The organism is Staphylococcus sp. TCBT05, assembly GCF_055179755.1.
This window is the reverse complement of sequence record NZ_JBUQDQ010000038.1, coordinates 1-23,458: the sequence shown is the minus strand read 5'-3', so window position 1 is coordinate 23,458 and position 23,458 is coordinate 1. Positions and strand designations below refer to the sequence as shown.

Below are 23,458 nucleotides of genomic sequence, written 5' to 3'. Positions count from 1 at the left end.
TTATTAAAAGAATTTATATAATATTTTGGTATGAATTAAAATATTCCCTAATTTCAACACAACTAAAATAAAATGTAATATAAAATCATTTTTCAGGACTTTCATCAAAATTTAAAGTTTTATATCCATCAAAATTATATCATTCAAAAATTTATCAAAAACATATATTTTCATATGTGGAAAATGACACTAAAACATATTATCACTATCTCAAATTATTTCCAATACATTTTTTTGTTTTTATAAATGTATACGATGAATATAACGTTTTCATTCAAATGTTCTCTATTAAATATTAATTAAAATAATCAAATTCACTAAAATAAATATAATATTCTTTATTTGTCGAAAGAGCATATAGTACTTCTATGATGTATAAAAATTGTTTTTTTTTTTATTTTTGACCATATTTACTTGTCCACTATCGTTTCGGTATAGCTAGTTAAAGAAACTAACCCTTAATTGTTCAGTGTTTTTAATTTTTAATATCCTATAACATGATTCATATGTCTATTATTTTTGTTCATATGGTACGCAAGAATAGTTTGTCTTCTATACTATTTCATTTGAGTGTCAGACTTTACAGAATCTAAAATTTTAACGGTTTATGGAGTTTAAGACCAAAAAAAGCACTCAGATGAATGAATTTATCTGAGTGCTTTTTATTAAATGTTTTCGTGTTTTTGGCTCGCTTTCCTAGGGGGAGCAGCTTCAGCCTCTAGTCTTCTGTCCTGTCCCCTCAGGAGTCACGCCACAATACAATCTAAAAATGATAATTTTACTTTAAGATGCATTAAAAAATAAGACCCTTTCATATAATTTAATAAACACTACACTACTAAATTATCAATACTGCTTATTTTTAACATGCATTGTTAAGTCAATAATACTAATTTGAATGAACTAACATTTTTTCATAATTATTATGCTCTAATTGCGAACATTTACATTTTTTTAAATATAGTAGGTTTTCTTTGTGATGCTCACTAAGTACTTCACATAATAAATTATATGACTTTAATTCTTGCTTTAACTGCTCAAACTCTACTTTTGACCAGTGAAATAGTGCTTCAGCTTCTGCTATAGACATGTGGGTGTAGTATTGATTTTTATTATTTTTAAGCCCTTTTTGAATACTCACTTTTAATCTATCATGTAAAAAAATATATAATTTAAAAGCATTGGTACTCATATTAATGTAATAGTCCGTATACATTAATATTTTTGGTGCTAAACAATAATCTAAGTTATTAGTGTCATTATCCGTATAATATATATTTGACATGGTTTACACCACTTTCTTTAATTTATGAAAAACTATCCAATAATTTCCCTGTAAAAGCCAACGCTAAAGTCTTCCCTTTAACCAAAATTTGCTGAGCGATTGTTTTATTACTAAATTAATGTTTTGTGGTCTTTCAGCCAATCTCCTCATAAAATAACCGTACCAGTCCTTGCCATAAGGCATATATACACATACTTGGTAACCTTGTTGTGCCAATTGTTGTTGCAGGTTTGTTCTAAATCCATAAAGCATTTGGAATTCAAAATTCGATTTAGAAATTTCATTTTGTTCAATATATCGAATCAACTTAGTTATTAAATCATAATCATGCGTAGCGATTGAGGTAAATTTCCCATCTTGTAGATGTGATTTGCATAATTCTAAATAATTAATGTCAATCTCCTTAGATGTTTGATATGCAACCTTTCCGCTTTCTTTATATGCACCTTTTACAATTCTTAGTCTTAAATACTTATGTTCACGTCGATCCTTTTTTGCTCTTAGTAGAGAGGCTTGAATTACCGTTCCAAAATTATTAAAAACTTGCTCACAGTCATCAATTATTTGCCAGCTTGATTGAATATGACCATAATCTTCCATATCAATATTTATAAAAATATGTGCTTCATTGGCTTTTGCTAAAATGCGCATTAAATTTTGTTTGCAAATTTCTGAATTAATATCTAAACCAATTTGTGTTAACTTTAAAGATATATGAGCATTTAAATTTTGCTCATTTATTCTTTCTATAACTTTAATTATGTGATAAGTGGCATTGTAAGCTTCTGACTCTGAATAGACAAATTCACCTAGATTATCAACAGTTACCGCTATATTTTGTTTATTTAAGCGCACAATATTCATTTCTAATTCATCTAAAGTAGTGCCAGCTATAAATGATTTAATTCCTATTTTTGGTCCCATTTTAGTGGCTAATTTATTTATATTACTATTTTGCGATAATGAAAAGAGACAAGATTTAATAACTGTCATAGAACTACCTCCCTTAATCTTTGAAACAGGTATTTTTTTACTATAAAAAGCTATTAATAAAGATTTTATCTTTATTGAATACATCATATATTAAAAATATGTAAAAATAAAATTTGTGTGAATATATATAACATAAATTGTAATATTTTTTGACATAAGCGTTTCATAAATAAATGAGCGTAACATTTCCTCACACTGCAATTTATTGTGTTGATAAGGTTTTTACATCACCTGAGTATTTTAAATCATTGATTTACATCCATTTATCTTGCCAAGTTACAACTTTAAATTATATCGTTAGTTTTTACTCAACGGAGCGTAATTTTCATTGTTATTAAAATTATGAGTACTTTAACATTTCGTACTCAAGAGCGCTTTACAATCTTAGAAAATTTATTATTGTGGAACAAAAGTATGAGATTTCTACACTTGCTTCGAATTAGTTCTCAGTATTGAATGTGTATCAATACTTTGGTTCGACTTAGCCCTTGGTATGCTTGCTAGTCAATACAAAGTCTAATAAAAAAAGTCAGTAAATGAGTTAATATAAACTCACTTACTGACAAGTTCTCTAGTAGCTTTATTACAAAAACATGTTAAATACTAATATTTCCATATTTAGCTAATACTTTGATCAAAATTATTGGTATCTACTCTATTTCCTTTTTGTAATTATTTAACAATAACAAAGAAAATAAAGCATATTTTTATCGTGTCATAGCTCATAGAATACACCATTACAGACATGTAATTATATTTAACGTTAATATATACCTACTATTAATTACTAGCAGTTGTGTCACCTGTTGTTAGACCATCTGTTTTCCTAATAGTTAAGACCCTATTTTGGTCCGCTTCATCCTCTTTACCATATTTCACTTTATATACAGAGCCATCATCTTTAACCGAATCTACATTAATATTAATATTTCTAAATCCTAACACTCTTTTTGCAACAGCTTTTGCTTCTGATTCATTTTTAACACCATCACTAAAATCTACTTGATTATCTGTTGCCTTAATATTTTCAATACCTTTAATTTTATTATTTTCGACATATACTTTGATCATAAAATCATTTTGCTTATTGTCGTCAAATGTATATATACCGGAATTATTTATATTAGTAGCTTGACCGTGGTAACTAATAAATGATTGAATCGTTGTCTCTTTAGGAATTACAAAAATATGTCCAACTTTATTATCTTTATATGACACACCTAAATTTCCATATTTCAATACATTTTGATCATTTATTCTACCTATTTTTTCACCCTTACCATATTTCGCTACAATTGATTTTTTACTTGCGCCTATTTCAAAGCCTTTATATCCTTTTACATGATTACGATTCATATAATTATCATGAAAATCTTGAGAAAGTACATCAATTTTTGGTGATGCTACTTTCCTCTTTGGAGTATGATGCTTAGTATCTTCATTATTATGATTTAAACTACCTGCTACAAACCGGTATGCGCCAAATAAAATGCCAATTACAATCAGAAAAAAACAAAGACTTGCAAGAATAATCATTACTAATTTAGTTACGGAATTACTGTTTTTCGAATGTCTTTGCTTTTCATAATTATGTTGTCCTTTATTACTAAATTCATTACGAATATGTTGTTTTTTCACACTTTATGCCCCTTCACTTTTTATATAATAATCATATTATAATCTTACACTTTAATAGGAACAACCTTTGAACGTCTTTATATTTTTATAAATAAATGACGTAATATATATTATTTTTACATTGCATTACTTACATAATAAATTATAATGTTGAATAAAGAATGGAGTTGATTAAGTGATGATGACGAATAAACCAATTATTTCAATCTATGTAGCACTTCAAATTTTTACGACCCAAGCTATTCCTGGAGAATTAATTTTATATTCGGATCATATTAAGTTTAAAGCTTCTGGAATGGTTGAAGGTAATGAAGTTAAAGATACATTCTTGTTGAGTGAAATTAATGAAATACAACTACAAAGAGGCATTATTTTACATAAATTGGTTATTATAGATAACGAAAATGATGTATGGCCGTTTAAACAAATAAATAAATCAGATGCACAGCACTTTATTACTCAATATAAAAAGTTAATGACTAATTAACTTAATCACTATAAGTTTATCCTTTTATTTATAAATACACTTAGTTAATACGATGCAAATTTGTATATAAATGGTTAACTAAAATGAACTCTAATTTCAATTATTGATTTTTTATAATATAATTGTTTATGAAGTTAAACGAAAGTGAGTTTTTAACAATGAATGCAGTTTGGACTGTTTTTAAAGAACATTTTCAAAATGTCTACTTAATAAAAAGATTAGCAGAATTTCAATTACGTATATCTAATCACAGTAATTATTTAGGCATTGCTTGGGAACTGATAAATCCGGCTATGCAAATCGCTGTATATTGGTTTGTCTTTGGTTTAGGCTTTAGAAGTAATCGTCTTATGGAAGGCGTGCCGTTTATTTATTGGCTAATAGTTGGTATTAGTATGTGGTTCTTTGTAAATCAAGGTGTATTGGAAGGAACGAAAGCAATTGCTTCAAAGTTCAATCATGTTGCTAAAATGAATTTTCCTATTTCAATCATACCTAGTTATATCGTAGTCAGTCGATTTTATGGACATCTTGGCCTACTAATATTGGTAATGATGATATGTTTCTTTGGAGGTTATCACCCTAGTATTTATACATTACAGTTATTACTCTATGTTCCATTTTCTTTATTATTGACTATGTCAATTGCATTAGTTACATCTACTTTAGGAGTACTTATTAGAGATACTCAAATGGTTATGCAGTCTCTGATGCGAATAATTTTCTTTGTATCGTCTATATTATACTTACCTAATAATGTAATTGTTGAAAAGGTAATGCAATTTAATCCTATTTACTTTTTAGCTGAAGGCTATAGAGCTGCTGTATTACACCATGAATGGTACTTTCTGACTCATTGGCATATCGCTATTTACAATGTAGTGTTAGTACTTATTTTGTTTATTGTAGGATCATTATTGCACATGCGTTATAGAGACCATTTTGCTGATTTTATGTAAGTGTTTTGGCTCAAGGCATCAACTTATCACAAATTACGATATATAAAAATTTATACTAAAACAACTAAACACAAAATAGCGACTTAATTCATTTACTGGATTAAGCCGCTTTTTCTATTTTTTAAACTGAACTAACGATATACAACTTTTATTTCATCTTCATCATAATTATCTATTGAACTCACAAGATAGACATGTGTTTTTAACACTAATTTTTTAGGATTATGTTTTAAATCGTTAGTATTTACTTTAAAGGTAAATGATTGCTTATAGTTTTCCTTTTCACCTATTTTAATTAACTCTTTAATTTCAAACCGTTCAACCTCATTTTCTAAAATTTGAAAATCACTCGTAGCATCGCTATTCTCTATTTTCTCAATTAAAGTCAGTTCAATTTTATCAATCACTTCTTCAGTTGACCCTCCTTTAATATATATTGTTCCAGTTAATTGGCCATGTATATTAAATTTATCCCCTTTTACTTTAGTATCAACCTTTAAGTTACTAACGCCAAAAGAACTTAATAATTTTTCAAACATCGTACATCACCTCACTTTACGCTACCCACTTATATCTCTGTTTAATCAAGGTAGATTTCAACGTGAATTTCTTAATTTTCTTAATTATAAATAAAAACAGACTATGATATTTTAACATCATAGTCTGTTTCAAGTTTGTTTCATAGTTAGCTTTGCTGTTGTTCTTGACTAACAATTTATAACACATTCAATTGTTAACTTAATATGCTACTAGCAAAAGTACATTATGGTTTAGCCGCGCCTTTTACTTTAGCTAGTTTCTTTTCTTCAGAGTTAGATACGATTAGCGCACAAGCTGCATCCCCAGTTATATTTACTGATGTACGTGTCATATCAAGCAATCTGTCGATACCTAATATTATACCAATAGCTGCAGGGTTTAAATCGACTGCGTTTAATACCATCGCTAACATAATTAAACCCACCCCTGGTACACCGGCTGTACCAATTGATGCCACTACTGCCACAATAACAACAGTAATTAATTGTCCGAATGTTAAATTGGCACCTGAAATTTGTGCAATAAATATTGTTGCGACCCCTTGCATAATTGCGGTACCATCCATGTTGATTGTAGCTCCAAGTGGTTGTACAAATGAAGCGATTTCTGGTCTAACTCCCATCTTTTTCGTACAATTCATGGAAACTGGTAAGGCAGCATTCGAACTTGAAGCACTAAATCCAAGTGTAATAGCAGGTATAAAACCTTTAAAAAACTTGGCAGGACTATACTTTCCAAGGAATTTTACCGCTGCACCATAAACGACAAAGAAATGAATTGCTAATGCTAACAACACGATAAAGAAATACATGCCGAGTTGTTGAATTGCACCGAAACCTGCACCAGTAAATGCATGAGCAACCAAACCAAACGTCCCAATTGGGGCAAATAAATTCATAATCATTGTAATTATAAACATCAAGACTTCATTTGTCTGATCAAATAGCCGGTAAACCGCATCAGCTTTAGAACCTACCATAATTATTCCTATACCTATAAATATCGCAAAAGTTATAATTTGCAACATATTTCCATCAGTCATGGCCTGAATTGGATTTTTTGGAAACAGATTAATTAATGTTTGATCAAAAGTTTGCTTTGCTGGTGAATCTTGTGCTTCATTTTGCTTATTTAATGTTTGTTGATAACTTGAAACATCATCACTCTTCAATAATTCAGACTTCCCTGCTCCTGGTTTAAATATAAGTGCAAGTGCGATACCAATAATAATTGCAAGCGCAGTTGTGGTTAAAAAGAATGTTATAGTCTTTAATCCAATACCTCCTAATAACTTTGGATCCCCTACTCCAACTACACCTAATACAATAGAAACAAATACGACTGGGACAACTAACATAAATATTAAATTCAAGAAGATTTGTCCAATAACATTAAAAAAGTACTTATCAATATTAGTTACAAATGCTGAACCTTCAAACATATTAAAAATTGATCCTGCAGTGATACCTAATACCAAAGCAATAACAATCCTTAATGAAAGATTTTTTGTTTTCATAGCAACATCCCCTTTGCTTTATTACTCTTCATTATATAGTAAATATACACAAATTAAAGTATTTTTTCAGAAAATTAAAAAAATAAAATTGCATGTTGCTATTTTTCATTTACTAACACTATAATTTAAAAATTAAAACTAACATCATGCTATTACACCCATTCCTATTACTATCAATGTTTGAACAGCATGATAGAATTCAGTATATTATTCCACAAAAAATAATAGTAATTATATACTATTTTCAAATTTTCAAATGCAATATGTTTTGCAAAGTTATATAATCTTAATTATAAAATTAAGAGGAAGTAACTAATATGGGATTAACATTGATGATTTTAGCATTTTTACTATTTTGTTTAGTTATTGCAATTATTGTATTATTATCAATATTTAACTTAACTAATTTAGGTAAAAATTTTGCAATTATTGCACTTATAATTTTAATGATTTCGATTATTTTTCTATATGAAAAAGGGTCCAGTATAAGAAAAACTGAAATTGATCCTCTAGAATATAGTGAAAAATTTTAAGCATTAATATTTTTATTTATCTCATTTCCTTACTAATAAGTAATTGGAAACTAAATCGAATAACCAACAAAAAGTAGTAATCCGTATAAACATTGATGGATTACTACTTTTTCGCTTTCACTTACTGAATATTATTTTTTATAAAATATAGAACAACTTTTAACAAGTATAATTTGTACTTTAAATCAAATTATTTTGCATTGCATAAATGGCAGCCTGTGTTCGGTCTCCTACTTCTAATTTACTAAATATATGACTAACATGTGTTTTTACAGTCTTTTCTGAAACAAATAAGGTTTCTGCAATTTCCTTATTTGTTTTACCTTTAACCATTTCCTTCAACACTTCTGACTCTCTGTTTGATAACTTATTTGTAAAATGTGGTTTTTTCCTTACTGATTCAATAACACTCTGTGCTTGAGGATGAATTATTTTTTCTCCAGCTATAACACTTTTAATCGTTTCAATTAGCTGTTTTGGTTCTACATCTTTCATTTCATATCCATCTGCGCCTTTATCGATTGCTGAAATTACATGTTCATCATCTACATAACTCGTCAATACCAGAATTTTAACTTCTGGATATTGTTGTTTCATAATTTCGGTAATTTCAATACCATTCATTTCAGGCATTACCAGATCTAACAACACTAGATCTGGTAATTCATTTTCCTCCAGATACTTAAAAAATGTATTTCCATCAGAAAATCCACCAATTACTTCTATATCTTCAACTGTAGACAGTAAAAATTCTAATCCTTGTCTTACAATATGATGATCATCTACTAATATTATACGGTACATGTCTAACTTCCTTTCACATTCGTCAAAGGAACATTGATTTCTATCGTAGTTCCTACTTTGGGTTCAGAAATAATATTTAATTTGCCATCAATTACTTTGGCCCTCTGTCTCATATTACTTATTCCATGAGACTGGTATATATTTGTGGATTGTACATCGAAGCCACAACCATTATCTTTCACTGTCACAACAATATAATCGCCTTGTTGATTTAGTATTAATTCTACAATGTTAGACTTACTATGCTTTTGAGTATTGTTTATTGCTTCTTGAATAATTCTATATAAATTTTCTTCAATCATATTAGGTAAATTAATTAAACCATCAACATGGACCTGTAAATCAATTTGTAATATATCACTATAATTTTTCAACGCTTTAATTAATCCATGTTCTAATCCAACTGGTTTTAATTGCCAAATTAATGCCCGCATCTCATTAACAGCTTGTTGACTCGTTTCTTCTATAACTTTAAAAGCTTGTTTTGAAACAGATTCTTGGCTCATTTCATTGGCTGCATGTGCTGTTAACTTTACTGAGAATAACATTTGATTTACCGAATCGTGTAAATCTCTTGCTAATCTATTACGTTCACTCACTCTAGCCGCTTCTTTTTCTTGATCTGTCAATAGTATACGCTTAATTGCAGAACCAATTTGAAAAGCTACAGATTCTAATAATTCCAAGTCTTCCTCACTATAATGACTTGTATGTGGTGTTGCAACATTTAATAATCCAAATAATTCTTCACCTGACCTTAAAGGCACTGTAGCATGATGTGTAATACCATTGGTTTCTTCATGGTATGCATGATTTGCAAGATTAATTCTTGAGCAATTTATAATATTTGAAGCCTTAGTTAAGCGCTTATTATGATAAGCTTTTACACACCAACAAGAACCTTCCTTCATATATTTACAATTATGTTTGGATAATGCTCCCGGTAATTCAATATCTGAAACTAATTCATGTTGTCCTGATTCATCAATAAAGAAAATCCATCCAGTAGTAAAATCACTACCATTTATTAGTGACTTTAGCGCACCATTTAGCATCGTATATGTTTCAGTTTCTTCATTTAAAAACTCTGCAATTTCCTTTAATAATGCCAATCTCGTTGGTTTTTCCATTTAACCATTCCTCTTTTTACGAAATCACTTATATTACCTATTTTATGCTATGACTTGAAATTTACACAAGCATAGCGTTTAAATTAATAGATTTTGAGAAATTGAAAAGAACAATATTTTTAAATAGTCGTATGTGGTATGATTATTAGTGATAAATTGAGGAGGATACTATGAAATTTGAAATCCCAAGTAAATATAATGCATTAACATTAAGAGAAATATTCCAAAGTTTGCATTTACCGAAAAAAGATTTGCACAATTTAAATATGTCAAAAGAAATAACACTAAATGGTGAAGCAGCAACCTTAATGACTAAGGTACAAACTGGTGATATCGCTTATATTCCTACACCAGAAGAAAAGAGTAATTACGTACCTAGTTATCGCTTTGCTCAAATCTATTTTGAGGATGATGATATTGCAATTGTTATGAAACCTAAAGGTGTTAAAACACATCCAAATGATTTAAAAGAAAGTAACACATTGATGAATCATGTTATTTATACTATCAAAAGTGACTATGTAGAGCCTATACATAGATTGGACCAAGAAACAGTAGGATTATTAATTGTTGCTAAAAATCCATTAATGAAGAAAATTCTTGATCGCATGTTGGAAGAAAATGAGATTAATCGTATTTATAAAGCAAATGTTCACAGTCTATTACCAATTAAGCCACAAACGATAGATAAACCTATTGGTAAAGATAAATTTCATTCAAATCGACGTCGTGTTTCACCAACTGGGCAACGTGCTATCACACATATCTTAAGCTCTAAAATGGTTAAAGAAGGCGTTTGTGAATTAGAATTAAAACTAGATACCGGGCGAACACACCAAATTCGTGTTCATCTTGCTGAAATTGGTCATCCAGTAATCGGCGATCCATTATATGGTGACTCTACTTTGAGACAATTACAACTAAATAGTTACAAAATTGAATTTACACATCCACTTACACAAGAACAAATTTCTATTAGCTTAGATGATGAATTATAATTGATTTATTACCTATAAAAATTCAAATATTACTGTGTAGAATAAATTTTCAAACATTAATAATCGACAATTTCTATTAACACACTAAAGAAATTGTCGATTATTTTTGTACAAAAAATTTAGAGCAAATCCAAATTTTCGGATTTGCTCTATTATTCATCGATACTTATTTATGTTCTTACTTTAAGTTAGTAAAGTTATAGCTTAATTTACACTATATAATGTTATTATTTTGGTTCAACCATATCTTCAGGTTTTATCCATGCTTCAAATTGTTCTTCTGTTACATAGCCAGATTGAATTGCTGATTCTTTTAACGTTAAACCTTCTCTATGTGCCTTTTTAGCAATCTTCGCAGCATTTTCATAACCAATATGAGGATTTAATGCTGTAACTAACATTAATGATTGATTTAAATAATTATCAATATTTTCTGCGATAGGTTCAATACCAATAGCACAATTATCATTAAATGTTTGCATACCATCAGCTAATAAATAAATTGATTGTAATGTGTTGTGTAAGATGACTGGTTTGTAGACATTTAATTCAAAGTTCCCTTGTGAACTAGCAATACCTACTGCAGTATCGTTACCCATAACTTGTACAGATACCATTGTTAACATTTCACATTGTGTTGGGTTCACTTTACCAGGCATAATTGATGAACCGGGTTCATTTTCTGGAATCGAAATTTCTGCTAAACCAGCTCTTGGACCTGATGCTAACCATCTAACATCATTAGCAATTTTCATTAAGTCTGTTGCTATAGCTTTTAATGAACCATGCAATTGTACAACTTCATCATGAGCAGTTAACGCATGGAATTTATTTTCAGATGATACAAATGGATAGCCTGTATTTTCAGAAATGAATTTAGCAACTTTATCACCAAACTCAGGGTGTGCATTGATCCCTGTGCCTACCGCTGTACCACCAATTGCCAGATTTAAAATATGAGCTTTTGACTCACTTAACAATGTTTCACATTTATCTAACATATAACGCCATCCACTTATTTCTTGTCCTAATCTAATAGGTGTAGCGTCTTGTAAATGTGTGCGTCCAATTTTAATAATGTCATTAAATTTTTCTTCTTTTTCTTTAAATGTGTTGCGCAAATTATTTAAAGCGGGTTCTAATTTAGTTTCAACTTCATTATACAATGCGACATGCATTGCAGTTGGAAATGTATCATTAGAACTTTGTGATTTATTCACATCATCATTTGGGTGAATTGTTTCATCGCTACCATTCTCTTTTAAATAAGCATTAGCCACAAAACTTACAACTTCATTGACGTTCATATTGCTTTGTGTACCACTTCCCGTTTGCCATACAACTAGAGGGAAATGTTCATCTAATTCCTTGTTTAAAATACGATCGCAGGCATGTACGATTGCATCTTTTTTAGCATCAGAAATTTTTCCTAATTCGTGATTTGCTAAAGCAGCACCTCTTTTAAGTTGTGCAAATCCGTATACGACTTCAATAGGCATTTGCTCTTTACCTACTGGGAAATTACGTTTACTTCTTTCTGTTTGTGCACCCCAGTATTTATCTGCAGGTACTTCAATTTCACCAAATGTATCATGTTCAATTCTTACTGACATTACAAATTCTCCCCTTTATCTTTACTATGTTCAATTGTAGTATATCATTATTTAATTTACTGGGGCAATCGTATTATATAGCGTTTTCATAAACTTTTAATTTGCATTTAATCTCTACTATAAATTCTAGATTTCACTGTAAAAAAAACGCTATTTACATTTGAATATGTAAATAACGCTGTTTATTTATTCGCTATCTTTAACTATTTGTATATCTTTAAAATGCGCTTTTGCAGCTTGAATAACACCAATCGCAGTAAGAATTAACAATATTGCACCTATAATCATCGTTGCTGGACTAATCAAGACTAACATGCCTAATATCCCATCTAAACTGTTATAAAATGAACCCAGCGGTTTAAATAAAACCACAGTGACTAAAATACAACATATCACACTAATAATGACTCCAGTTTGATTACTTTTTACAAAGGTTGAAGCATTTACTTGATCAACTAATCCCTTAGATAAATTAATTTGTAACTTTATTATTTTGAATAATATTGGTAAATATAGTGCGCCTATTGCCATAGGAAACCCTTTAATTGAAATTAAACTTATAATGGCTGCACTAATCATAAAAACTTTCCAATACTTACTTAACATAGGTACGTATCTCCTTATAATAAATCGAATTGCTCTAATCATAACATATTCAAATTTAACATTGCATAACTTTTTTAGGAATGAACGAGGTCATAGCCAACAAATAAAAATCCTACCAACATAAAAGTTAGTAGGATTTAGTTCATTTTATTAACAAAATATCAGTTAAACTAGTAATTAATGAGCATCATCAGATAAATCTGAACGCACCTTTGAATCATGAGATTGATTTAACTTCTCTTCATCATTTTGTTCAGATATTTGTTCCATTTCTTTTCCTAATTCAACAACATCTTCGTAATCATCAACCATTTCATTATCTGCTTGATGTTCTAGTTTTTTTGAAAATTTATTTTTGTCGGTCATTTCCATCACCCATTTATACTTTTAAGCAAAACGTGCAGTAAAGTAGTGTCTAACATCCTCAGGTAGACCTTGAGCTGCCGCTTCATCTAAAACGACATTTACCATTCTATGTGCTTTTAAATCTGAAGGTTCGAAACTTGTTTTACCATTTTCTTCATATAGTTTATGCACTAATTCTTGCTTCTCACTACCTGTTATTACTAAAATAATTTCACGTGCAGAGAATAAACCTTGTCTAACACTAATATCTAAATTACCATTTGTATCAATAGATAATACTTGTGTGATAAGTTTACCTTTGTTTTCTTTCGTTTTAATTTTGTCACCAATAAATGATTCTGTATCCTCATTAAAAGATACTTCATAAATTTGACCTTCTGGTACGCCTAAAGCTTCATAAAATGATTTATTGTTGTCATAATCTAAAATATTAATTTGACTAAAATCAACTGCATGTTTATCTACATTCTTTTTCAATTCATCTAATACTGGTGAATTATCTTTAGAAAGGTGTACACCTGCAATTGTTGTAGGATTGTTGTTAAATTGCTTTCTTAAAATATCTGCTGTATATTCAGCTACAATGTTTTCATTTTTTAAAATTTTAAAATTCATTGCCATAGTAATTACACTCCTCTTATTCTATTCAGACACGTTCTAGCATTATTTTTTATTACCCTTGTTGTTACAGTCATAAACAACCTTGAATACCTTCAAAAAATTTCATTTATAAAAATTTTCAAAGTCTTACGTCTATTATACAAATGTCGAGCAATATTTTCATTCATTTACTAAAATTATTAAATTAAATCAGGAAAATTTTGTTGTCTTAATGCTTCGTAGATTAATAATGAAGCTGTATTAGATAAATTTAATGATCTAATATTGTCATTCATTGGAATACGCAACGCCGTTTCATGGTATTCTTCCTTAACCCAATCGGGCAAACCAGTTGTTTCTCTTCCAAAAATAAAGAAATGATCTTTTTCAATATCTGTAAAGTCAAAATCAGAATACGTCTTCTTGCCAAACTTTGTTATTAAATAGTATGTACCTTCTGTTGACTCAAAAAATGCCTCAATACTTTCATGATAAGTAATATTGACTGAATCCCAATAATCAAGCCCTGCACGCTTTAGCATTTTATCGTCTGTACTAAATCCCAATGGCTTAATTAAGTGTAAGTTTGTGTACGTACCAGCACAAGTTCTTGCAATACTCCCTGTATTACCTGGTATTTCTGGTTGAAATAATACAATATGATTTGTCATTCTGTTATTCGCTCCTCATTTCCAGTCCTTTTATCATTTCTTGTTGGACTTCTTCAATTTCTTTGTCATAATGTGCTTCTATAAAAGGTCTAGCTAGTTCTCCTTGTATTTGGCCAATCGCCCAATATGCCGTTGCACGAATCATTGGTCTTGGATCCTCAAGCGCAACATTTTGTAATTCAGGTATAGCAGACTCTTCCTTAAAATGTGCTAATGCAATAATTGCATTTCTTTGTATTGGTTTTTTACCTCTCCACGCTCCAGCTAGATGACCATAAGTATTTTTAAATTCTTTATTACTCATTTTCAATAACGGTACAAGTCTAGGCTTTAATATTTCTGGTTCTAGCACAATATCATCATGCTGTGTATTAATGCCTCTATTTCTAGGACAAACTTGTTGGCACGTATCACAACCATATAAGCGATTACCTATTTTATAACGATATTCATCCTGCAAATAACCTTTTGTTTGAGTCAAAAAGCTGATACATTTTTGACTATTCAGCTGTCCATCTCCTACAAGTGCACCAGTAGGACATCGATCAACACATAGCGTACATTCGCCACACCTGTCTAGCAGTGGATCATCAGGTTCAAATGGAATACTAACTAACATTTCTCCTAAATAAGTCCAAGTACCCAAATCAGGATTAATAACAAAGCCGTTTCGACCAACGTAACCTAAGCCTGCTCTTTCTGCAACTGCTCTATCAGATAAGACACCCGTATCAACCATTGATTTGATTTCTACATCTTTCACTCTTGACTGTAAATATTCCGATAATTTATCTAACCTATTACGCATAATAGAATGATAATCTTGTCCCCAAGATGCGCGTGCAAACATACCTCTTCGATCTCCTCGAACACTTTTTGGAGCACCTTTTAATTTATTTGGATATCCAACAGCAATCGCAATGATAGATCTTGCAGTAGGTAACGTTAACTTTGGTTCTGTTCTTAAATTAATATCTGATTCTTCAAACCCAGATGCATAACCTTTAGCATGGTAATCTACAAGCTTTTGTTTCAGTTCATCAAAAGGATCTGCCGTCGTAAATCCTATACTATCTATACCAATTGAATGTGCATAGTCAATAACATCTTGCTTTAATTGCTTTAAATCGATTTTTTACACCCCACATCAAAACATACATCCTACATTTTAACATAATCGTATCAAATTGAACGTCTATAAATCTCACTTTATTAAAATTTATAATAAAAAAATAGTTAATACTTGGTCTAGAATTAAACCTGTGTATTAACTACTTTTTATTTAACTTATAGAACACGCGCTAAAAAGTTTTTAGTTCGTTCGTGCTGCTGATTTTCAAATATTTCATGTGGATTACCTGATTCGACGATGACACCATCAGCCATAAAGACTACTTTATCACTGACATCTCTTGCAAAGTTCATCTCATGCGTTACAACAACCATAGTCATGCCTTCTTTTGCTAGATCTTTCATAACCTTCAACACATCACCAACTACTTCTGGATCGAGGGCTGATGTTGGTTCATCAAATAATAATACTTCTGGATTCATTGCCAACGCTCTCGCAATAGCTACCCTTTGTTTCTGTCCACCTGACAATTGTGCTGGATAAGCATCTGCTTTATCTTCTAATCCAACTTTTTTCAATAATGCTTGTGCCTCCTGTTTCAAATTGGCCTGTGAACCTTTTTTTAATAAACTAGGTGCTAAAATTATATTATCTATGACCTTCTTATGTGGAAATAAATTAAAGTTTTGAAACACCATACCCATTTGTTGTCTTAATTTTTCTAATTCTGTATGTTTACTATTTAATTTATTTTCTTTAAAAAGTACATCTCCACTCGTTGGTGTCTCTAATAAATTCATACAACGTAACAAAGTGCTTTTACCACTACCAGAGGGACCAATAATCGCTACAACTTCACCTTTATCTATTGTTAAATCAATACCTTTTAATACTTCGTTTTTTCCAAAAGATTTATATAAGTTTTTAATATTAATCACTGACTTTCAATCTCCCTTCGAAGAAATACATTACTCTAGATAACGTAAACGTAAGTATAAAGTATAAGATAGCTGCTACAATTAAAGGTGTGAAAGGATCGAATGATGCACCTTGAACTACTTGTGCGTTAAACATAATCTCACTAACACCAATTACTGATACAATTGATGATTCTTTAATAACAGTTACAAATTCGTTACCTAATGCAGGTAATATATTCTTTATCGCTTGAGGTAAAATAACGGACTTCATTGTTTGACCGTAACTAAGCCCTAAACTACGTGCTGCTTCAGTTTGTCCCTTATCAACTGCATTGATACCTGCTCTAATAATTTCTGCAATATAAGCTGAACAGTTAATCACTAGCGCAATCATCCCACAAATTAAAGCTGAAATATCTAAGCCTAATACTGCAGTAGTACCAAAATACACTAAAAATACTTGTACTAATAAAGGTGTACCTCTTAAAAATTCTATATACGTAGAAGCTAACCATCTTAATGGTTTCACTTTGCTCAATTTAAGCAACGCAATCATTGCTCCAAATACTGTACCTAACAACACTCCTACAATTGATATTAATATTGTATTTTTAATCCCTTTTAGGAAGAAACTACCATATTTTGTAATGAAGTTCCCATCATCTTTTTTCATAGCTTCTGCTGCTTTTTCTTTATAATCTGCAATTAATCCTTTATCTTTAACATCTTTTATTGAACTATTTAATTTATTCATTAATACTGGTGAATTTTTTGGAACTGCAATAGCTGTATTCTTCGTTCCTTCATTAAATTTGACTCCATCAGCAAATTGTAAATCATTATTCTGTTTCAAATAAGCTTCAGCTACTGGTCCTTCGATTACCATACCATCAACTTTCCCACTTTTAAGTGACATGATAACTTCAGGTACTCTTGTTAATGATTGTACTTGCGCATTTTCAATTTCATTTTGAGCAATTGTTTCTTGCTGTGTTTGCTTTTGCACACCTATCTTTTTATTAGCAAAATCATCTATCGTTTTAAGATGATCAGCTTCTGACTTTTTAATAATCATCTTTTGAGTAACTGACATATAAGGATCAGAAAAATCCACTTCTTTCTTTCTCTCCGGTGTTGGTGTCATCCCAGAAATAATTAAATCAATTTTCCCTGTTTTGATAGCACCTAATAAACTATCAAATTGCATATTTACAATCTTTAATTTTAAATTATTATCTTTTGCTATTTTCTTTGCTAATTCTATATCAATTCCTGCATATTCACTTTTGCCATTTACATTATGTTCAAATTCATATGGCGCATAGTCTGCAGATAGCCCCACTCTTAATTCTCCACGCTTTTTAATTTTTTCCCAATGATCATCTTGTGCTGCTTGTGCCTCAGGATTTATGTAGGTAAAAATTGCGCTTACGAATACAACAAAGACTAACATAAGCTTCCCTAGTTGTTTCATATTCTAAACCCCTCTCTATATAATTTATTATTATACACATTAACGTAATATTATTCAATATTAATTTTTAATTAACGCTAACTACAGCCTATATAAAATAAAAATGAGTTAATATGCAATATTTGTGTATAAAAAAAGGTCTAATTTATTAAATTAGACCTTATAATACTAACTTTTAGGAATTTCAAATTTATATATTTCATCTGTATAGCTATAAATAAACTTTTTACATAATTCATGTACAAAGAATGCTGAAACAAAAGGAATTATTAAGTATCCAAAGATTAATAACACAATATTCATTGTTGGGTCTCCAGACATCCTATTAAAAGCATTTATCGGACCTACTAAACCAGTATATCCAAATCCTGCCGACATAGGTGTTCCTTTTATTCCAATAAAGTAAGCTACAATACCACCTATAACGCCGTTTATGATTAAAGGTATTGCAATGATTAAATGTTTAAAGTAAACAGGAATCATCATTTTTGCTGCTCCGATGATTAGTACTAAATTTACACCGGCAGCATTTACTCTCAATGATCCAAATAAAAACGTCACACATGCTGCTACAATACCCATATTTGCTGCTCCACTACCTAATCCAGATAAACCTATCGCAGTTGCAATAGCAACAACAGAAATTGGTGTAACCATTAATAATGAATAAGTAACACATATCAATATAGACATAATCAAAGGATTAAATTCAGTAAATGTACTAACAACATGGCCAATACCCTTTGTAACCTTTGAAACATAGCCTAATGTATAAAGTCCTACAACTCCACTAATTACAGGAATCAAAACTGGGAGTATCAACATCTCTAGTGATCCTAGTTTATTTTGTAAAATTAAATATAAAAAACACGCTACAATAACTACTAAAATCGTATTAATAATATCCCCTATACCATTTAAAACGAAACCATTTGAAGTAACTTTAACAGCACCACTACCTAACATTGCTGAAACACCTATCATAGCTGCTCCAGGACCATTAAATCGGAATTGATGCGCTGCCAAAATACCAATAATAAATGCCATAAAAGACTGTATTAATACAACGAGTTGATAAATACTTTCTAATAATTGATTACCTTCTTTAAAGAATTTAAGTAATTCACCTAATAAGGCATTTGGTATTAATGCAATAACAACACCAGTACCTACAGCCTGTAATATATTACTAAAAAACTGTTTTCCACTATGATTACTCGTTTGTTTTGACATATTTTTTCCCATCTAATATTCTTCCTCCAAATATAACAATAGACTTATAATATTATATTTTACATCAAACCACAATATTTACTTTTAAGATTAATTTAATGTGAAAAATCCAGCTATACAACAAATAAAATGCCGATCTACTTGAGTAGATCAGCATTATTTAAAATAGATTTCAATTGAAGTTAAAAGGATTTAAAAAAATCTCACTTCAACATTATATATTTAAACGATATAGTATCTTCGAAGATAATTGTGAGTCATCAACTAGTTGTTCATTAATTATATTGTTCTTTTTATTCGAAAGTTTAACAGAAATATAATCGCCCACATGCATACTTTCTTGCAAATCATCAGACACTCTTAGATGCTCAATAATATCTCCTTTGTCACTAACTAAATTACTAACAATGCCCTGATTATTTTCAACCTTACCATAATAGATTGTAGATTTATCATCTAGTAAAAATATAAATAACAACACAATTATAAATATTAATAAAAAATAACCGGTTATCATAGATGTTCTCATCATAAGCTGTCACCTCAAATTATTATATTAACTGAGTTGTGATAAAAATAAATCAGACTAAAGCATTATAAAATAGCTCTTATATCCATAAAGTGACCAAAATATTTGAATTTTATTTATAGTAAAGCAATGTATAAAAAAAGAACCCCTTTGTTAAGGGGTTCTCTATTACCGTTGATGGCTAATGTTAGCCTAGTTATACCGGCGGTCGGGGTCGAACCGACACTCCAATGAAGGAACGGGATTTTGAGTCCCGCGCGTCTGCCAATTCCGCCACGCCGGCCTGATATTATCAGGTAATTGGTATTGATACATCAAATTATAAAACGTATCAACTCGAAATAGCATAAATATATTATATTACGCTAAGCTTTTGTCGTCAATAGTAAACAAAACAAAATAGCGTAATAATAACACTTTTGATGTATTTTTAACCATTATAAGTTATTTTAATGTCACCTTTTAACAAATTAAAAATCACACTTAAAAATTTACAAGTGTGATTCAAATAAATTATTCTAAAATAGTCTGATTTTCTTTTTCATGTAACATTTGAGTAATTTCATTATATTCATTTAAAACGGCTACTTTTGGTTCATGATGTTCAATTTCTTCTTCGTTTAATTGAGCATATGTCATGATGATAACGACATCATCAACTTCAACTAATCGTGAAGCAGCACCATTTAAACAAATTTTTCCACTTCCTCTTTCCCCTTCTATTACATATGTTTCAAAGCGAGCACCATTATTATTATTCACAATGGCTACTTTTTCATTAGCTAATATATCAACAGCATCAAGTATATCTTTATCAATAGTAATACTACCTACATAATTCAAATTAGATTCAGTTACTCGTGCTCGGTGTATCTTTGAATTCATTAATGTTCTGATCATTATTTAATCTCTCCTATTTCATATTACTTTTTCGTAGTTACAAGTATCGGCGACTATCATATAATACCACCAACATTTTCAACGAAACGTTGTTCAATGTCTTATTGAGTGCATTTAAATCGATCATAAATTAAGAGAAATTCCACAATAAAATCATTAATTCCCATAAATTACCAATTCACAATCGTACAAAAACATCATTAAAGTAAAACAACACAAATACATAAATATTTCCATTCTCTAAATTTCAATATATATTTTCTAAACTATGTATACTTAAAAAAGGGTAAAAAAAAACTCCCATATCTGGAAGAAAAAATGGAGCGGAAGATAGGACTTACACCTACACCTCGTTCCGGGAAGGAACGTGTTCTAAAAGTTGAACTACTCCCGCATGGGATTATAAATATGGAGCGGAAGGTAGGACTTACACCTACACCTCGTTCCGGGAAGGAACGTGTTCTAAAAGTTGAACTACTCCCGCATGGGATTATAAATATGGAGCGGAAGATAGGACTTACACCTATACCTCATTCCGGGAAGGAATGTGTTCTAAAAGTTGAACTACTCCCGCATATTCATGGAGGCGGCAACCGGATTTGAACCGGTGATAAAGGTTTTGCAGACCTCTGCCTTACCACTTGGCTATGCCGCCAATACTAACTGGGCTAGCTGGATTCGAACCAGCGCGTGACGGAGTCAAAGTCCGTTGCCTTACCGCTTGGCTATAGCCCATTAATAATATTAAGGGCGGCTGATGGGAATCGAACCCACGAGTGTCGGAACCACAATCCGATGCGTTAACCACTTCGCCACAGCCGCCATGGCAGGGACAGTAGGAATCGAACCCACATCAAAGGTTTTGGAGACCTCTATTCTACCGTTGAACTATGTCCCTATAAAAAATAAATGGTGGAGGGGGGCAGATTCGAACTGCCGAACCCGAAGGAGCGGATTTACAGTCCGCCGCGTTTAGCCACTTCGCTACCCCTCCAAAAACTGGTGCCGGCCAGAGGACTTGAACCCCCAACCTACTGATTACAAGTCAGTTGCTCTACCAATTGAGCTAGGCCGGCTTGTATAATAAAATGGTTCAGGACAGAGTCGAACTGCCGACACATGGAGCTTCAATCCATTGCTCTACCAACTGAGCTACTGAACCATAATGGCGGTCCCGACGGGAATCGAACCCGCGATCTCCTGCGTGACAGGCAGGCGTGTTAACCGCTACACTACGGGACCAAAAAGATAAAATTGCGGGAGGCGGATTTGAACCACCGACCTTCGGGTTATGAGCCCGACGAGCTACCGAACTGCTCCATCCCGCGTTAATATTAATGGCGGAGGAAGAGGGATTCGAACCCCCGCGAGCCGTTAAGCTCCTGTCGGTTTTCAAGACCGATCCCTTCAGCCAGACTTGGGTATTCCTCCAAAAATATTAGGTAATAAATTATATTTAATTTTAATTTTAAAAATGGCGGAGGAAGAGGGATTCGAACCCCCGCGGGCCGTTAAGCCCCTGTCGGTTTTCAAGACCGATCCCTTCAGCCGGACTTGGGTATTCCTCCAAAAATTATATGGACCTTGCAGGACTCGAACCTGCGACCGAACGGTTATGAGCCGTTAGCTCTAACCAACTGAGCTAAAGGTCCTAAATATAATTTACAACTAATAATAGTGGCGGTGGAGGGGATCGAACCCCCGACCTCACGGGTATGAACCGTACGCTCTAGCCAGCTGAGCTACACCGCCGTTGTAATTTAGTTTCTTTAGTAAAAATGGTGGAGACTAGCGGGATCGAACCGCTGACCTCCTGCGTGCAAAGCAGGCGCTCTCCCATCTGAGCTAAGCCCCCATTATTCATTGGGTTATCGGGAAGACAGGATTCGAACCTGCGACCCCTTGGTCCCAAACCAAGTGCTCTACCAAGCTGAGCTACTTCCCGTTTATAATTGGGTGAAGTAATTATCTTTAAATGGCGCGCCTGATAGGAGTCGAACCCATAACCTCTTGATCCGTAGTCAAGCACTCTATCCAGTTGAGCTACAGGCGCTATTTAAAAAATATGGTGCCGAGGACCGGAATCGAACCGGTACGGTGATCTCTCACCGCAGGATTTTAAGTCCTGTGCGTCTGCCAGTTCCGCCACCCCGGCACATATAATGGAGCAGAAGACGGGATTCGAACCCGCGACCCCGACCTTGGCAAGGTCGTATTCTACCGCTGAACTACTTCTGCATATGCGGGTGAAGGGAGTCGAACCCCCACGCCGTAAGGCGCTAGATCCTAAGTCTAGTGCGTCTGCCAATTCCGCCACACCCGCGATATATGATTAAAATGGTGAGCCATAGAGGATTCGAACCTCTGACCCTCTGATTAAAAGTCAGATGCTCTACCAACTGAGCTAATGGCTCTTAAATAATGGTGCCGGCCAGAGGACTTGAACCCCCAACCTACTGATTACAAGTCAGTTGCTCTACCAATTGAGCTAGGCCGGCTTATTAAGATGGTGGAGGATGACGGGTTCGAACCGCCGACCCTCTGCTTGTAAGGCAGATGCTCTCCCAGCTGAGCTAATCCTCCGAATATAA

22 protein-coding genes and 26 tRNA genes are annotated in these 23,458 nt (G+C 31.9%); 4 read left to right on the top strand and 44 right to left on the bottom strand.

Going from position 1 to position 23,458, the window contains the following annotated elements; genetic code table 11:
• Positions 1 to 889 precede the first annotated feature (889 nt).
• The 3 genes from ACY191_RS07245 to ACY191_RS07235 form a co-directional block, all read right to left on the bottom strand.
• The gene (locus ACY191_RS07245) at positions 890 to 1,285 is read right to left on the bottom strand and encodes a replication initiator protein A (RefSeq protein WP_042740018.1); all 396 of its coding nucleotides are present in this window, start codon (positions 1,283 to 1,285) and stop codon (positions 890 to 892) included.
• 63 nt (positions 1,286 to 1,348) lie between these two features.
• Positions 1,349 to 2,278, bottom strand: a complete 930-nt coding sequence (locus ACY191_RS07240) for a proline dehydrogenase family protein (protein ID WP_042740017.1) — start codon at positions 2,276 to 2,278, stop codon at positions 1,349 to 1,351.
• 780 nt (positions 2,279 to 3,058) lie between these two features.
• Positions 3,059 to 3,916, bottom strand: coding sequence for a hypothetical protein (locus ACY191_RS07235; RefSeq protein ID WP_052495454.1), 858 nt, complete (start codon positions 3,914 to 3,916; stop codon positions 3,059 to 3,061).
• Positions 3,917 to 4,094: 178 nt separating this feature from the next.
• On the opposite strand from ACY191_RS07235, the gene ACY191_RS07230 reads away from it, so the two are divergent.
• Complete coding sequence (locus ACY191_RS07230; protein ID WP_325960619.1) at positions 4,095 to 4,403, top strand: hypothetical protein; 309 nt, start codon at positions 4,095 to 4,097, stop codon at positions 4,401 to 4,403.
• Positions 4,404 to 4,561: 158 nt separating this feature from the next.
• A complete protein-coding gene (locus ACY191_RS07225; RefSeq protein ID WP_107513468.1) occupies positions 4,562 to 5,362 on the top strand; it encodes an ABC transporter permease in 801 nt (266 codons plus the stop codon).
• Positions 5,363 to 5,493: 131 nt separating this feature from the next.
• On the opposite strand, the gene ACY191_RS07220 is transcribed toward ACY191_RS07225, so the two are convergent.
• On the bottom strand, positions 5,494 to 5,901 hold the full coding sequence (locus ACY191_RS07220) for a sporulation protein (RefSeq protein WP_042740015.1): 408 nt from the start codon (positions 5,899 to 5,901) through the stop codon (positions 5,494 to 5,496).
• Positions 5,902 to 6,125: 224 nt separating this feature from the next.
• Positions 6,126 to 7,418 (bottom strand): dicarboxylate/amino acid:cation symporter, encoded by a 1,293-nt coding sequence (locus tag ACY191_RS07215; protein ID WP_107589522.1) that lies wholly within the window; start codon positions 7,416 to 7,418, stop codon positions 6,126 to 6,128.
• Between the two features lie 317 nt (positions 7,419 to 7,735).
• On the opposite strand from ACY191_RS07215, the gene ACY191_RS07210 reads away from it, so the two are divergent.
• The gene (locus ACY191_RS07210; protein ID WP_042740013.1) at positions 7,736 to 7,951 is read left to right on the top strand and encodes a hypothetical protein; all 216 of its coding nucleotides are present in this window, start codon (positions 7,736 to 7,738) and stop codon (positions 7,949 to 7,951) included.
• A 180-nt stretch (positions 7,952 to 8,131) separates the two neighbouring features.
• On the opposite strand, the gene ACY191_RS07205 is transcribed toward ACY191_RS07210, so the two are convergent.
• Positions 8,132 to 8,755 (bottom strand): response regulator, encoded by a 624-nt coding sequence (locus ACY191_RS07205; RefSeq protein WP_042740012.1) that lies wholly within the window; start codon positions 8,753 to 8,755, stop codon positions 8,132 to 8,134.
• 2 nt (positions 8,756 to 8,757) lie between these two features.
• Complete coding sequence (locus tag ACY191_RS07200) at positions 8,758 to 9,885, bottom strand: GAF domain-containing sensor histidine kinase (protein ID WP_229367369.1); 1,128 nt, start codon at positions 9,883 to 9,885, stop codon at positions 8,758 to 8,760.
• Between the two features lie 170 nt (positions 9,886 to 10,055).
• On the opposite strand from ACY191_RS07200, the gene ACY191_RS07195 reads away from it, so the two are divergent.
• The gene (locus ACY191_RS07195; protein WP_042740010.1) at positions 10,056 to 10,883 is read left to right on the top strand and encodes an RluA family pseudouridine synthase; all 828 of its coding nucleotides are present in this window, start codon (positions 10,056 to 10,058) and stop codon (positions 10,881 to 10,883) included.
• A gap of 227 nt (positions 10,884 to 11,110) precedes the next feature.
• On the opposite strand, the gene fumC is transcribed toward ACY191_RS07195, so the two are convergent.
• The 37 genes from fumC to ACY191_RS07010 all read right to left on the bottom strand — a co-directional run bounded on the left by fumC (position 11,111) and on the right by ACY191_RS07010 (position 23,450).
• A complete protein-coding gene (fumC, locus tag ACY191_RS07190; RefSeq protein WP_229367370.1) occupies positions 11,111 to 12,496 on the bottom strand; it encodes a class II fumarate hydratase in 1,386 nt (461 codons plus the stop codon).
• 186 nt (positions 12,497 to 12,682) lie between these two features.
• The gene (locus tag ACY191_RS07185; RefSeq protein ID WP_042740008.1) at positions 12,683 to 13,102 is read right to left on the bottom strand and encodes a hypothetical protein; all 420 of its coding nucleotides are present in this window, start codon (positions 13,100 to 13,102) and stop codon (positions 12,683 to 12,685) included.
• A gap of 177 nt (positions 13,103 to 13,279) precedes the next feature.
• The gene (locus ACY191_RS07180) at positions 13,280 to 13,468 is read right to left on the bottom strand and encodes an SAS053 family DNA gyrase inhibitor (protein ID WP_042740007.1); all 189 of its coding nucleotides are present in this window, start codon (positions 13,466 to 13,468) and stop codon (positions 13,280 to 13,282) included.
• A gap of 21 nt (positions 13,469 to 13,489) precedes the next feature.
• Positions 13,490 to 14,089 (bottom strand): sugar phosphate isomerase family, encoded by a 600-nt coding sequence (locus ACY191_RS07175; protein ID WP_042740006.1) that lies wholly within the window; start codon positions 14,087 to 14,089, stop codon positions 13,490 to 13,492.
• Positions 14,090 to 14,268: 179 nt separating this feature from the next.
• Entirely contained in the window at positions 14,269 to 14,739 is a 471-nt protein-coding gene (gene trmL, locus ACY191_RS07170) for a tRNA (uridine(34)/cytosine(34)/5-carboxymethylaminomethyluridine(34)-2'-O)-methyltransferase TrmL (protein ID WP_042740005.1), read from the bottom strand.
• Between the two features lie 4 nt (positions 14,740 to 14,743).
• Positions 14,744 to 15,871 (bottom strand): tRNA epoxyqueuosine(34) reductase QueG, encoded by a 1,128-nt coding sequence (gene queG, locus ACY191_RS07165; protein ID WP_229367388.1) that lies wholly within the window; start codon positions 15,869 to 15,871, stop codon positions 14,744 to 14,746.
• Between the two features lie 155 nt (positions 15,872 to 16,026).
• Entirely contained in the window at positions 16,027 to 16,749 is a 723-nt protein-coding gene (locus ACY191_RS07160; protein ID WP_042740003.1) for an amino acid ABC transporter ATP-binding protein, read from the bottom strand.
• A complete protein-coding gene (locus ACY191_RS07155; protein WP_229366468.1) occupies positions 16,742 to 18,205 on the bottom strand; it encodes an ABC transporter substrate-binding protein/permease in 1,464 nt (487 codons plus the stop codon). The genes ACY191_RS07160 and ACY191_RS07155 overlap by 8 nt, the downstream gene beginning before the upstream one ends.
• A gap of 168 nt (positions 18,206 to 18,373) precedes the next feature.
• The gene (locus tag ACY191_RS07150; protein ID WP_229367389.1) at positions 18,374 to 19,438 is read right to left on the bottom strand and encodes a PTS sugar transporter subunit IIC; all 1,065 of its coding nucleotides are present in this window, start codon (positions 19,436 to 19,438) and stop codon (positions 18,374 to 18,376) included.
• A gap of 214 nt (positions 19,439 to 19,652) precedes the next feature.
• Complete coding sequence (locus tag ACY191_RS07145) at positions 19,653 to 19,970, bottom strand: hypothetical protein (RefSeq protein ID WP_229366469.1); 318 nt, start codon at positions 19,968 to 19,970, stop codon at positions 19,653 to 19,655.
• 196 nt (positions 19,971 to 20,166) lie between these two features.
• Positions 20,167 to 20,250 (bottom strand) — tRNA-Leu (locus ACY191_RS07140).
• Between the two features lie 230 nt (positions 20,251 to 20,480).
• Positions 20,481 to 20,867 carry an aspartate 1-decarboxylase gene (panD, locus tag ACY191_RS07135; RefSeq protein ID WP_042740060.1) on the bottom strand — a complete coding sequence of 129 codons (387 nt, stop codon included), beginning with the start codon at positions 20,865 to 20,867 and terminating at the stop codon, positions 20,481 to 20,483.
• Between the two features lie 319 nt (positions 20,868 to 21,186).
• Positions 21,187 to 21,261: transfer RNA gene (locus ACY191_RS07130), tRNA-Gly, on the bottom strand.
• Positions 21,262 to 21,276: 15 nt separating this feature from the next.
• Positions 21,277 to 21,351 (bottom strand) — tRNA-Gly (locus ACY191_RS07125).
• A 15-nt stretch (positions 21,352 to 21,366) separates the two neighbouring features.
• Positions 21,367 to 21,441, bottom strand: a tRNA-Gly gene (locus ACY191_RS07120).
• A gap of 7 nt (positions 21,442 to 21,448) precedes the next feature.
• A tRNA-Cys gene (locus ACY191_RS07115) sits at positions 21,449 to 21,522 on the bottom strand.
• An 8-nt stretch (positions 21,523 to 21,530) separates the two neighbouring features.
• A tRNA-Gln gene (locus tag ACY191_RS07110) sits at positions 21,531 to 21,602 on the bottom strand.
• 14 nt (positions 21,603 to 21,616) lie between these two features.
• A tRNA-His gene (locus ACY191_RS07105) sits at positions 21,617 to 21,689 on the bottom strand.
• 2 nt (positions 21,690 to 21,691) lie between these two features.
• A tRNA-Trp gene (locus ACY191_RS07100) sits at positions 21,692 to 21,765 on the bottom strand.
• Between the two features lie 12 nt (positions 21,766 to 21,777).
• Positions 21,778 to 21,861 (bottom strand) — tRNA-Tyr (locus ACY191_RS07095).
• A gap of 6 nt (positions 21,862 to 21,867) precedes the next feature.
• Positions 21,868 to 21,943, bottom strand: a tRNA-Thr gene (locus tag ACY191_RS07090).
• A gap of 13 nt (positions 21,944 to 21,956) precedes the next feature.
• A tRNA-Phe gene (locus ACY191_RS07085) sits at positions 21,957 to 22,029 on the bottom strand.
• A 4-nt stretch (positions 22,030 to 22,033) separates the two neighbouring features.
• A tRNA-Asp gene (locus ACY191_RS07080) sits at positions 22,034 to 22,109 on the bottom strand.
• Between the two features lie 12 nt (positions 22,110 to 22,121).
• Positions 22,122 to 22,195: transfer RNA gene (locus tag ACY191_RS07075), tRNA-Met, on the bottom strand.
• A gap of 10 nt (positions 22,196 to 22,205) precedes the next feature.
• Positions 22,206 to 22,298 (bottom strand) — tRNA-Ser (locus ACY191_RS07070).
• A 44-nt stretch (positions 22,299 to 22,342) separates the two neighbouring features.
• A tRNA-Ser gene (locus tag ACY191_RS07065) sits at positions 22,343 to 22,435 on the bottom strand.
• Between the two features lie 10 nt (positions 22,436 to 22,445).
• Positions 22,446 to 22,519, bottom strand: a tRNA-Ile gene (locus ACY191_RS07060).
• A 26-nt stretch (positions 22,520 to 22,545) separates the two neighbouring features.
• A tRNA-Met gene (locus ACY191_RS07055) sits at positions 22,546 to 22,619 on the bottom strand.
• Positions 22,620 to 22,646: 27 nt separating this feature from the next.
• Positions 22,647 to 22,722, bottom strand: a tRNA-Ala gene (locus tag ACY191_RS07050).
• A gap of 16 nt (positions 22,723 to 22,738) precedes the next feature.
• Positions 22,739 to 22,812 (bottom strand) — tRNA-Pro (locus ACY191_RS07045).
• A gap of 31 nt (positions 22,813 to 22,843) precedes the next feature.
• Positions 22,844 to 22,920 (bottom strand) — tRNA-Arg (locus ACY191_RS07040).
• Positions 22,921 to 22,933: 13 nt separating this feature from the next.
• Positions 22,934 to 23,022, bottom strand: a tRNA-Leu gene (locus ACY191_RS07035).
• Positions 23,023 to 23,030: 8 nt separating this feature from the next.
• Positions 23,031 to 23,105: transfer RNA gene (locus ACY191_RS07030), tRNA-Gly, on the bottom strand.
• Between the two features lie 3 nt (positions 23,106 to 23,108).
• A tRNA-Leu gene (locus tag ACY191_RS07025) sits at positions 23,109 to 23,190 on the bottom strand.
• A gap of 15 nt (positions 23,191 to 23,205) precedes the next feature.
• A tRNA-Lys gene (locus ACY191_RS07020) sits at positions 23,206 to 23,281 on the bottom strand.
• An 8-nt stretch (positions 23,282 to 23,289) separates the two neighbouring features.
• Positions 23,290 to 23,365: transfer RNA gene (locus ACY191_RS07015), tRNA-Thr, on the bottom strand.
• 9 nt (positions 23,366 to 23,374) lie between these two features.
• A tRNA-Val gene (locus tag ACY191_RS07010) sits at positions 23,375 to 23,450 on the bottom strand.
• Positions 23,451 to 23,458: the final 8 nt, after the last annotated feature.

Coding starts and splice junctions, on each gene's coding strand:
- ACY191_RS07245 (WP_042740018.1), bottom strand. CDS start 1,285: ATGTCAAATATATATTATACGGATAATGACACTAATAACTTAGATTAT.
- ACY191_RS07240 (WP_042740017.1), bottom strand. CDS start 2,278: ATGACAGTTATTAAATCTTGTCTCTTTTCATTATCGCAAAATAGTAAT.
- ACY191_RS07230 (WP_325960619.1), top strand. CDS start 4,095: ATGATGACGAATAAACCAATTATTTCAATCTATGTAGCACTTCAAATT.
- ACY191_RS07225 (WP_107513468.1), top strand. CDS start 4,562: ATGAATGCAGTTTGGACTGTTTTTAAAGAACATTTTCAAAATGTCTAC.
- ACY191_RS07220 (WP_042740015.1), bottom strand. CDS start 5,901: ATGTTTGAAAAATTATTAAGTTCTTTTGGCGTTAGTAACTTAAAGGTT.
- ACY191_RS07215 (WP_107589522.1), bottom strand. CDS start 7,418: ATGAAAACAAAAAATCTTTCATTAAGGATTGTTATTGCTTTGGTATTA.
- ACY191_RS07210 (WP_042740013.1), top strand. CDS start 7,736: ATGGGATTAACATTGATGATTTTAGCATTTTTACTATTTTGTTTAGTT.
- ACY191_RS07205 (WP_042740012.1), bottom strand. CDS start 8,755: ATGTACCGTATAATATTAGTAGATGATCATCATATTGTAAGACAAGGA.
- ACY191_RS07200 (WP_229367369.1), bottom strand. CDS start 9,885: ATGGAAAAACCAACGAGATTGGCATTATTAAAGGAAATTGCAGAGTTT.
- ACY191_RS07195 (WP_042740010.1), top strand. CDS start 10,056: ATGAAATTTGAAATCCCAAGTAAATATAATGCATTAACATTAAGAGAA.
- fumC (WP_229367370.1), bottom strand. CDS start 12,496: ATGTCAGTAAGAATTGAACATGATACATTTGGTGAAATTGAAGTACCT.
- ACY191_RS07185 (WP_042740008.1), bottom strand. CDS start 13,102: ATGTTAAGTAAGTATTGGAAAGTTTTTATGATTAGTGCAGCCATTATA.
- ACY191_RS07180 (WP_042740007.1), bottom strand. CDS start 13,468: ATGACCGACAAAAATAAATTTTCAAAAAAACTAGAACATCAAGCAGAT.
- ACY191_RS07175 (WP_042740006.1), bottom strand. CDS start 14,089: ATGGCAATGAATTTTAAAATTTTAAAAAATGAAAACATTGTAGCTGAA.
- trmL (WP_042740005.1), bottom strand. CDS start 14,739: ATGACAAATCATATTGTATTATTTCAACCAGAAATACCAGGTAATACA.
- ACY191_RS07155 (WP_229366468.1), bottom strand. CDS start 18,205: ATGAAACAACTAGGGAAGCTTATGTTAGTCTTTGTTGTATTCGTAAGC.
- ACY191_RS07150 (WP_229367389.1), bottom strand. CDS start 19,438: ATGTCAAAACAAACGAGTAATCATAGTGGAAAACAGTTTTTTAGTAAT.
- ACY191_RS07145 (WP_229366469.1), bottom strand. CDS start 19,970: ATGATGAGAACATCTATGATAACCGGTTATTTTTTATTAATATTTATA.
- panD (WP_042740060.1), bottom strand. CDS start 20,867: ATGATCAGAACATTAATGAATTCAAAGATACACCGAGCACGAGTAACT.